This window comes from Marinimicrobium agarilyticum DSM 16975 (assembly GCF_000423345.1).
Lineage (GTDB): Bacteria > Pseudomonadota > Gammaproteobacteria > Pseudomonadales > Cellvibrionaceae > Marinimicrobium > Marinimicrobium agarilyticum.
The window spans coordinates 173,010-180,858 of record NZ_AUHU01000009.1 but is presented as its reverse complement, the minus strand read 5'-3'; the positions used below and the strand labels follow the sequence as shown (position 1 = coordinate 180,858).

Annotated in this window: 9 protein-coding genes; 8 read left to right on the top strand and 1 reads right to left on the bottom strand. The window is 55.4% G+C overall.

Features of this window, described 5'->3' with window-relative positions; translation table 11 throughout:
* The 5 genes from G547_RS21145 to G547_RS0111310 all read left to right on the top strand — a co-directional run.
* Positions 1–269: ATP-binding protein (locus G547_RS21145; RefSeq protein ID WP_211224543.1), on the top strand; the 269-nt coding region annotated here is incomplete at its 5' end.
* A 191-nt stretch (positions 270–460) separates the two neighbouring features.
* Positions 461–1,066, top strand: coding sequence for a hypothetical protein (locus G547_RS0111330; RefSeq protein ID WP_027329954.1), 606 nt, complete (start codon positions 461–463; stop codon positions 1,064–1,066).
* A 17-nt stretch (positions 1,067–1,083) separates the two neighbouring features.
* Positions 1,084–1,683: a YajG family lipoprotein gene (locus G547_RS0111325; protein ID WP_027329953.1), complete on the top strand. Its 600-nt coding sequence runs from the start codon at positions 1,084–1,086 to the stop codon at positions 1,681–1,683.
* Between the two features lie 323 nt (positions 1,684–2,006).
* Positions 2,007–2,990, top strand: coding sequence for a hypothetical protein (locus G547_RS0111315; protein ID WP_157209844.1), 984 nt, complete (start codon positions 2,007–2,009; stop codon positions 2,988–2,990).
* On the top strand, positions 2,971–3,612 hold the full coding sequence (locus G547_RS0111310) for a hypothetical protein (RefSeq protein ID WP_027329951.1): 642 nt from the start codon (positions 2,971–2,973) through the stop codon (positions 3,610–3,612). Before G547_RS0111315 ends, G547_RS0111310 begins: the two co-directional genes overlap by 20 nt.
* A gap of 31 nt (positions 3,613–3,643) precedes the next feature.
* Here G547_RS0111310 and G547_RS0111305 read toward each other — a convergent pair whose 3' ends face one another.
* Complete coding sequence (locus G547_RS0111305; protein WP_027329950.1) at positions 3,644–4,243, bottom strand: exopolysaccharide biosynthesis protein; 600 nt, start codon at positions 4,241–4,243, stop codon at positions 3,644–3,646.
* 204 nt (positions 4,244–4,447) lie between these two features.
* Between G547_RS0111305 and G547_RS0111300 the strand changes: the two genes are divergently transcribed.
* The 3 genes from G547_RS0111300 to G547_RS0111290 are packed head-to-tail and all read left to right on the top strand — an operon-like array spanning position 4,448 to position 7,806.
* Positions 4,448–4,801, top strand: a complete 354-nt coding sequence (locus G547_RS0111300) for a DsrE family protein (RefSeq protein WP_027329949.1) — start codon at positions 4,448–4,450, stop codon at positions 4,799–4,801.
* 3 nt (positions 4,802–4,804) lie between these two features.
* Entirely contained in the window at positions 4,805–5,578 is a 774-nt protein-coding gene (locus tag G547_RS0111295) for a TVP38/TMEM64 family protein (protein WP_027329948.1), read from the top strand.
* Between the two features lie 5 nt (positions 5,579–5,583).
* Positions 5,584–7,806: a hypothetical protein gene (locus tag G547_RS0111290; protein ID WP_245573469.1), complete on the top strand. Its 2,223-nt coding sequence runs from the start codon at positions 5,584–5,586 to the stop codon at positions 7,804–7,806.
* Positions 7,807–7,849 lie beyond the last annotated feature (43 nt).

Genomic DNA, 7,849 nt, shown 5'->3' with positions numbered 1-7,849 from the left:
TCTTCCGGCTGGTCAACCGGCGCTACGAGCGGGCCAGTATCATCCTGACCTCCAACAAGAGCTTTACCGACTGGGGTGAGGTGTTCGGGGATCAGGTCATTGCCACCGCGATACTGGACCGGCTACTGCACCACTCGACGACCTTGAACATCAAAGGAGAAAGCTACCGGCTGAAGGACAAGCGAAAGGCCGGACTGATCGCGGCCAATACCGCGAAAGTGAATACCGACAACCCCAACCCAGAGGAGGAAACTGTTGCCATCAACTGACGCTGAAATCGTTAAAAACCGGACAATCTAAACCGGTAAAATGCGGACAAAGTGCGCCGGTGTTGACAAGTAACTCCCCCTCCCTGTTTTGGTCCTTCACTGAGATTCTCTCGCGATGCCAATAAGGCGAAACGCCGCCTGGATGTTGCTGCGTCAATTTTAATTATAATGATCGAAAAAGGACGATACCTATGCTCAAAAAACCTCTTTTTTTGGCCGCGCTTCTGTTTCCTCCAGCCGCCTTCTCTGACGACGTTAAGCCCCCGGTCTTTATTGATGTAAAAGACAAAGGGAAGTTCGATCTGTTGTTCGACCGTGCCAAGTCGACGGCTACGGGGGCGGCGGTAGGCGGCCTTATTGGCGCTGGAGTTGAGGCGGCGGTCCGTAGCGGCAACGATGAGGAAAAACTGGAACAGTTGCGGCCGTTTTTATCGGTTGAGACCTGTGAGACTGAATTGCTGTCGGCGTTTGAAGAGAAGCTAAGTGGTCGAGGCTACACCGTTGAAAATGAAGCCCCTTCAAAATCCAATGCATTGACTGTTGAGCTCGAAATAAAGGAGTGCGGCTTCAAAGTAGTGAATTCACAAACTCTGGCAATGGCCGCATTTATCAATTTTGAGACGCGCTCCGACGATACGGCGCTGCTTTCCTTAAACGATGAGACCTTTCATTTCTATGGGAAGGAGCGCTATCAATTCGCTGAACTGGTCGATATGGAGGGCGATATCAACAGCGCGCATAAGAAAGTATTCCAAAAAGCGGGCGTCCGCTTGGCCAATAAAATCATATACCGATAAATCAAGAGGATAGCACTATGAAAAAATTGATCGCACTGGCGTTCGCCGCACTGATTCAAGCCTGCGCTTTTACGGATGCGACGCTGGACGTACAGCACGACCCGTCAATAAGCTTTGAAGGTCCCATCTCTGAGGCGCCCAGCACCCGCTTTCTTCCGGCCACCCTTGAGGACAATCGCTCTGACAAGGCGCGCATTGGATGGAAGAAAAATGGTTTCGGGCAGAATACCGCGGATATGACCACGGCGGAGCCAGTCACAACCATCATTTCAGACGCCATTGAGACAGGCTTGTCCCAGAATGGGCATCATATCGTCGAGGACGGTCGCGTCAAAATTGAGGGTTCGGTCGACCGCTTTTGGTTTGAGACAGATCAGAACTTCTGGACCATTGAGTTTATTGGGGATGTTCAGTGTAGCCTGGCGTTCATCGATACACGAACGGGTGAGGTTTTCTATCAGTCCACCTATTCGGGTTCCCATTCCGAGAAAAAAGGGGGTGGGTTAAGTGGAACCTGGGAGGCGATCATGAGCCAAGCGGTTAATAAGCTTATTGAGGACATTACCTTCGATGAAGACCTTATGATGGCGCTTGAGGCGTTGCATGAGGGCGGATAATCGCGAACGGTCAATGATAAGTGGGGTTGAGCTTTGGCTTCAACCCCAAATCCCATAAATCACCACCGTCCTAGGCGATCGGCATGAGGCAATTTACGAGAATGATGCAGATCGTGATGAGTTCATAGGCGTGCTCGAAGAGGTTTGCAAGACCTGAAGTTGGGTGTGTCATGCCTATTGCCTGATGGGCAATTACCATCATCCTCTGATCGAGCCTCCGAAGGCAAATCTCTTTAAAGGTATGCGCCACCGTAACGGGATGTATACGAAGAGGTTCAATCGATCACACGGTTTAGTGGGGCATGTTTTTCAGGGAAGTTATAGTGAAACTTCAACAGGTGAAATTTAGAGTCGATGGTTTAAGTTGGAAATTTATGGTTTTTAGAACGATTTCGCTGAGCCTGGCGATTTTGCTAGTGTCCTCTTGCACAACTGGTCATAAAAAGCTGTCGGATGCTCAACGCTCCTCAATCGAAACCGTTGATGTGTATTTGTTGGTTGTTCAGGATGAGGTTTTCCCCATTATCGATGAACGAAACATTATGGCGGAATCTGGGAACGGGCTGTTTCCTTCAGTACTGGAGGGGGACATCGATGCCAAATCCAATCGAAAAGCTCACCAAAGCTTAAAACCGCTGTACGAGCAAATAGGACATCTAGACGCTCGGCGCATGTTCGCCTCTGATGTTAAACACTTCGTGCCTGAAACTTGGGAAGTTAACGGAATAGATCATATTGCAAATGCAGTTATTATGGATAAGGAGGAGATTAAGAAGCGAATTTTATCGCTTGGCGATCGAGAGCATTTTATTTACGCTGAATTGACTTACCACTTTTCAGAAAACTACCGGTATATGCTCGTGGAACTGGATGCAGGTTTGTATGATGAAAATATACCGCGGTACAAACTCAGTAAAGAGTATAAAGACGCCGAACCCATTTACCACGTGCGGTCGACGTATCAGTCAGATCGCGCTGTTGGATCAGAAAGCGAATTGATTGATTATTGGGTCCATGACAACGGAGCAGCATATGAGCAAGCGCTGGTGTCTGGAATCGAAGAGGTATCCAGAATGATGGTCTGGAGCATATTGGGTAAGTTTTCGGAGAAGTCGTGTTATCGCTCCGTCATGGGGCCAGTGGGCGACTCTCCCGCGAACGCAATTAAGGGCTGGCTGATAGAGGGAGATCATACTGGCCGACATATCATGCAAGACCATAGCGGATTTTTCTATTCAAAAAAAGGACGAGTTGTCTATCGCTTAAAAGGCCACAAGGGGAGCTGCAGTGAAGAACCGGATCTGTAACGTTTACGCTTGGTTGATCTGCTTAAGTGGGGTGTATTTCGCCTCAGGGGCGGGCATTGCGATGGCCGATGATGGGGGCGTATTGCCGACACTGAACTATTTTCCGGAGGCTTATCAGCCTCAAAAAAAGATGACGTTTCATCGAAAGAAGCAGTACGTTAAGGAAATGCGGAGATACATCGATGCTTTAGAAGGCTGTGAGGTCGCGCTTAAGCCAATCGAAGATAAAAGACAAAATACGATTACGGTGGGTGTTCATCGTGGGCGGTCGATAAGAGTTTCGGGCGTGGGGTCCTGGCTTGAAGATGTGTATTCTCACGAACTGACCAAACCCATCTATGAGCCGGAATTGGCAAGTCCTGATTTTACGCTGGAACCCTCTCTTACTCGTCTGTACACCTACGAAGCTGGTGGCGGCTATGAGGCTGTATCGGCTCTGAATGTGACAATTATCGACAATCAAAGAGTGGTTGAAACGCTCCATTACAGGGGCTTTGCTGCCCGTCTTCCGGTGTTTGGTAGGGAAGAAACTCAGCTAAACAGTCTCAGTCAATCGATGTGGCAATCGTTGAAGAACCTGGAGCTAGACCTGGACCGCCTCTGCGACCGTTATTCTGGTTAAACCTATAATCCCTCTCGGGCTAATAGATCCACTAACCCCAAATCCCATAAATCACCACCGTCGCGCTGGCTCCGGTCAGCGCGAACGCCAACAGTGCCAAGACTCCATCCCGCGCGATCAGCGCCAGGCCAAAACAGGTCAGCACGGCGCCGGCCAGGTTGGCGCTGAACGGAATGAACTCCATCGGGGGCATCATCAGCGCAATGGTCATGCTCGCCAGGGCGACGCAGCGGGTGGGGATATAGCCGCGGATCAGGTACGTCAGCCGTGGCTTGACCAGCCGATCGATAAAACGCGCGGGCTTGCGGGAGAGTTTTACGGCTTTATGAAGGCTTCGGGTTTTGACGGAGCGTCTGAGCATCCACTGGGGCAGCCAGAAGTGCTCCCGGTGCAGCATCAGTTGAATGGAAAACGAGAACACCATAATGGCGCACAGGGTGGGTACGCCGGGAATGTCGCCAATCAGGGGCGCCAGAACGATCAGCCCCACCAGCAAAAGCACCGGGCCGAACGACCGCTGGCCAATGGCATTGAGAATGTCGTCCACGGAAATGGTTTCACGCTCGTGAGCCGCCTCAACGACACGGTCCATCACTTCTTCAAGGTTGGCGACCTGCTCTTCGTTCTCCAATTGGTTGAACCTCCGTTCAGGGGTGTTAGTCTGTATTCATAATACACAGCCTGCCTGACAGCCACTATCTGCAAAGGTTTCCGGTCGCGGTTTTTGGCACGTCTCGGCGCCATACGCCTCTTCTGGCGTGGAACTGGCGCGTTGGTTGGTAGTGGCAGCCGTCTCTAGTCTATGCTGTATTCATTGAGTCAAAGGAGCGTTTCTATGCATTACGCGATTTCCACCACTTGGGGCCCCACCGACACCACTCGGGCGGCCATTCCCTTTATATTTGCCGCCACCGCACTGGAAGCCGGTGATTCGGTGACCCTCATGCTGTTCCACGATGCGGTGTCGCTCGCGGTGCCCGGCGTCTATGAGAATGTGGTCCCCTGCGGGCCGCCGGCAAAATTCTCCGAGGTGTTTTCACACCCCAATGCCGAGATCATTGTCTGCAAACCCTGCGCGCAGGTGCGCGGTATCCTGGCGGATAACCTGCGCGAACCCAGCCGCATGGGCGGTATGGGCGAGTTTTACCAGAAGGTTGCCCAGAGCGATTGCAAACCGGTGGCCTTCTAGCCTATGGCGTTACCGGAATCCAGCGAGACCGCCCCCGTCAGAAGTTGGAAGCGCTCGCCCCTGGTGGGCATGCTGGCCAGCCTGGCGTTTGTGGCGTTGGTACTCGCGGTGCTTTATAGCTTGGGCATTCACGAGGAAGTGGTGCGTTTGCTGGAATGGTTTGAGCGCCAGGGTGCGTGGGCCGGGGTGTTGTTTATTCTGGTCATGGCATTAGTCATGATCTTTCTGCTGCCCGGCGTTCTGTTCACCACGGGTGCCGGTTTTGTCTTCGGGTTGTTTGAGGGCACGGTTTATGTGGTGGCAGGCACAGTGCTCGGTGGTGCCCTGGCGTTTCTGATGGCGCGCTACCTGTTTGGGGAACGGGCCCGGGCTTTCATAACCTCGCGCTCCAAGCTGAGCCTGGTCAATGAGGAGCTGGCGCCCCATGGCTGGAAGGTTGTCCTGCTGACCCGGTTGATTCCGTTTTTCCCCAGCAAGCTGTCCAATTATCTGTTTGGCCTGACGAGTTTCTCTTTTTGGGGGTTTGTGGCCGGCTGCAGTATCGGTTATATCCCGTTTACACTGCACAACGTCTATCTGGGCTCTCTGGCCGCGGATCTGACGACCCTGGGGGTTCGCGAGTCCGGCCGAACCCCGCTGGAGTGGGCCATCTATGCCGCGGGCTTTATCGCCACGGTGGTGGCCGTGGTTTATCTCAATGTGCTGGCACGGCGTATTCTTCGTCAATACACCAAGGATCGCGAGTCTGTCGACGAAGCGATTGAGGAGGTAACGTGAGTTGGATGAAGTGGCTTCCCTGGCGCTATCTGGTGAAGCAGGCGGCGCGAAAGCACGGGTTCCTCGACCCCATCGCGCTGCTCGGGCGGGTGCATAGTTTTGCCCAGCCCTCGGAAGTGGGTGAGCCCATTGAGCTGTTGCGTGCCGGGGTGGTGTTTCACGCCCGTGGCCTGATCAACAGCCGGGTGATTCAGCACAACCTGGACTGGGTCTGGCCCTTCTGGATCGAGCGCCAGTTCAACCCGCTCGATCCGGCGTTTATTCCGCGCGCTTTTTCCATCACGCATATCAACCTCAGCCATCGCAACTGGACGGCGGTGGGCCATCCGGATGTGGACGAATTACCGGTGGTCGACCCGCGTGGGCTCCTGACCCCCTTCTTTGACAGCTGGTCCCTCGACGGTTGGCTGCTCGCGGAGGACGGCCGCTGCCTGCTGCCCTCTCGGGCAGAATGGGCGAAGCAGCGCCAGCAGCTGGCGTCTGGTCAGAGCGTTATTACCGAGTGCCGTCACGAGGGCCTGTACCTCAAAACCGAGGCGTGGGTGGAGTTGGATCACGGCCTGCCGGTGTGCAAGTTTCGGCTCAATGCCAAGGCGGACGCCGACGCGTCCCTGGTGTTGGCATTGCGACCGAGCAACCCCGAGGGCGTCAGCTTTATACACGAGGTAAAGCTCTCGGAGGATCGTCGAAGCTGGGTGGTGGATGACACCCGTGCGGTGAGTTTCAGTGAGCCGGCGAAACGCCACCACGTGTCCGACTACCGCCAGGGCGATGTCCATATCCATCTGAACGAGCGAGAGGATCAGACCGAGGGCCGCTGTGATGTCGGTATGGTGACCGCTGCCGCCCTCTTTCCGGTGAGCGCTGGGGAGGAGCGGGAGATGACCGCGACCATTCCTCTGTCGGATACGCCAGCCCAGCTGCCGGCAGACGCCTGGGAAACCGAGCGCAAACACGCGCGCCTGGAATGCCCGGAGCCGCGCTATACCGAACTGTATGAGGCGGCCGTTGCTTCTTTGATCCTGCATTCGCCCGATGATGTCTATCCGGGCCCATTTACTTACAAGCGCTTCTGGTTCCGGGATGCCGCCTTCATCATCGATTCTCTGTTGAGCGTTGGGCTGACCCAACGAGCCGAGCGCGCGCTTTCTCGCTTCCCTGCCCGCCAGACCCTCGGCGGTTACTTCCGCTCTCAGGAAGGCGAGTGGGATGCCAACGGCGAGGTGCTCTGGGTGCTTCAGCGGTACTGTCAGCTGACCGGTCGGCCGCCCGATCCCGAGTGGTGGGGGCCCATCGTCAAGGGGGCTCGCTGGATTCCGCGCAAGCGCCTGTCCGACGATCTTAACGAGCCCCATGCCGGGTTGTTGCCGGCCGGGTTCAGCGCTGAGCACCTGGGGCCCAACGATTATTACTACTGGGATGATTTCTGGGGTGTCGCCGGCCTTAAAGCGGCGGCTGAGCTGTTAAAAGACGAAGACCCGAAAGCCAGCGCCGAGTTTGCCGAGGAGGCCGAGAAGTTTCAGGCGGCGATTGACCGCACGCTGAAGCACTGCGAGCAGCGTCTGAAGCGGCCGGCCATACCCGCTTCCCCCCACCGCCGGATGGACGCCGGTGCCATCGGTTCTTTGGCGACAGGCTACCCGACTCGCCTGTCTGAGCCCAAAGATCCTCGCCTGCTGGACACCGTGGAGTTCCTGCTGGAGCGCTGCTTCGTTAAAGGCGCCTTTTATCAGGACATGATCCACTCGGGCCTGAATGCCTACCTGACGTTGCACGTGGCTCAGGTGTTGTTGCGGGCCGATGACCCGCGCTATCTGGAACTGGTGGATACCGTTGCGGATCTGGCCACCTCCACCGGCCAGTGGCCCGAGGCCATTCATCCGGCCACCGGCGGCGGCTGCATGGGCGATGGCCATCACGTCTGGGCCGCGGCCGAGTGGGCAATCATGATTCGCAACTGGTTTGTGCGCGAGGAAGGCGACGGCCTGATTCTGGCCAGTGGCGTTCCCGAGCGTTGGGTTGAGGGTGGGCAGCCCGTGCGCTTTGGGCCCGCACCGACGCCTTACGGTGCCATTACCGTCACTGCTCAAAAAACCGACACCGGGGTGAGCGTGCACTGGGAGGCGGATTGGCGAGATGCTCCCTCCAGGGTTGAAGTACGGGTTCCGGGCTACCAGGCTCAGACGGTGGAGGCTGAGCAGGCATCGGTGACACTTAAAGCTGTTTGAGGGAGCTTCTGTTGTTTGGATGAGCCTTTTGTCCAGAACAAAA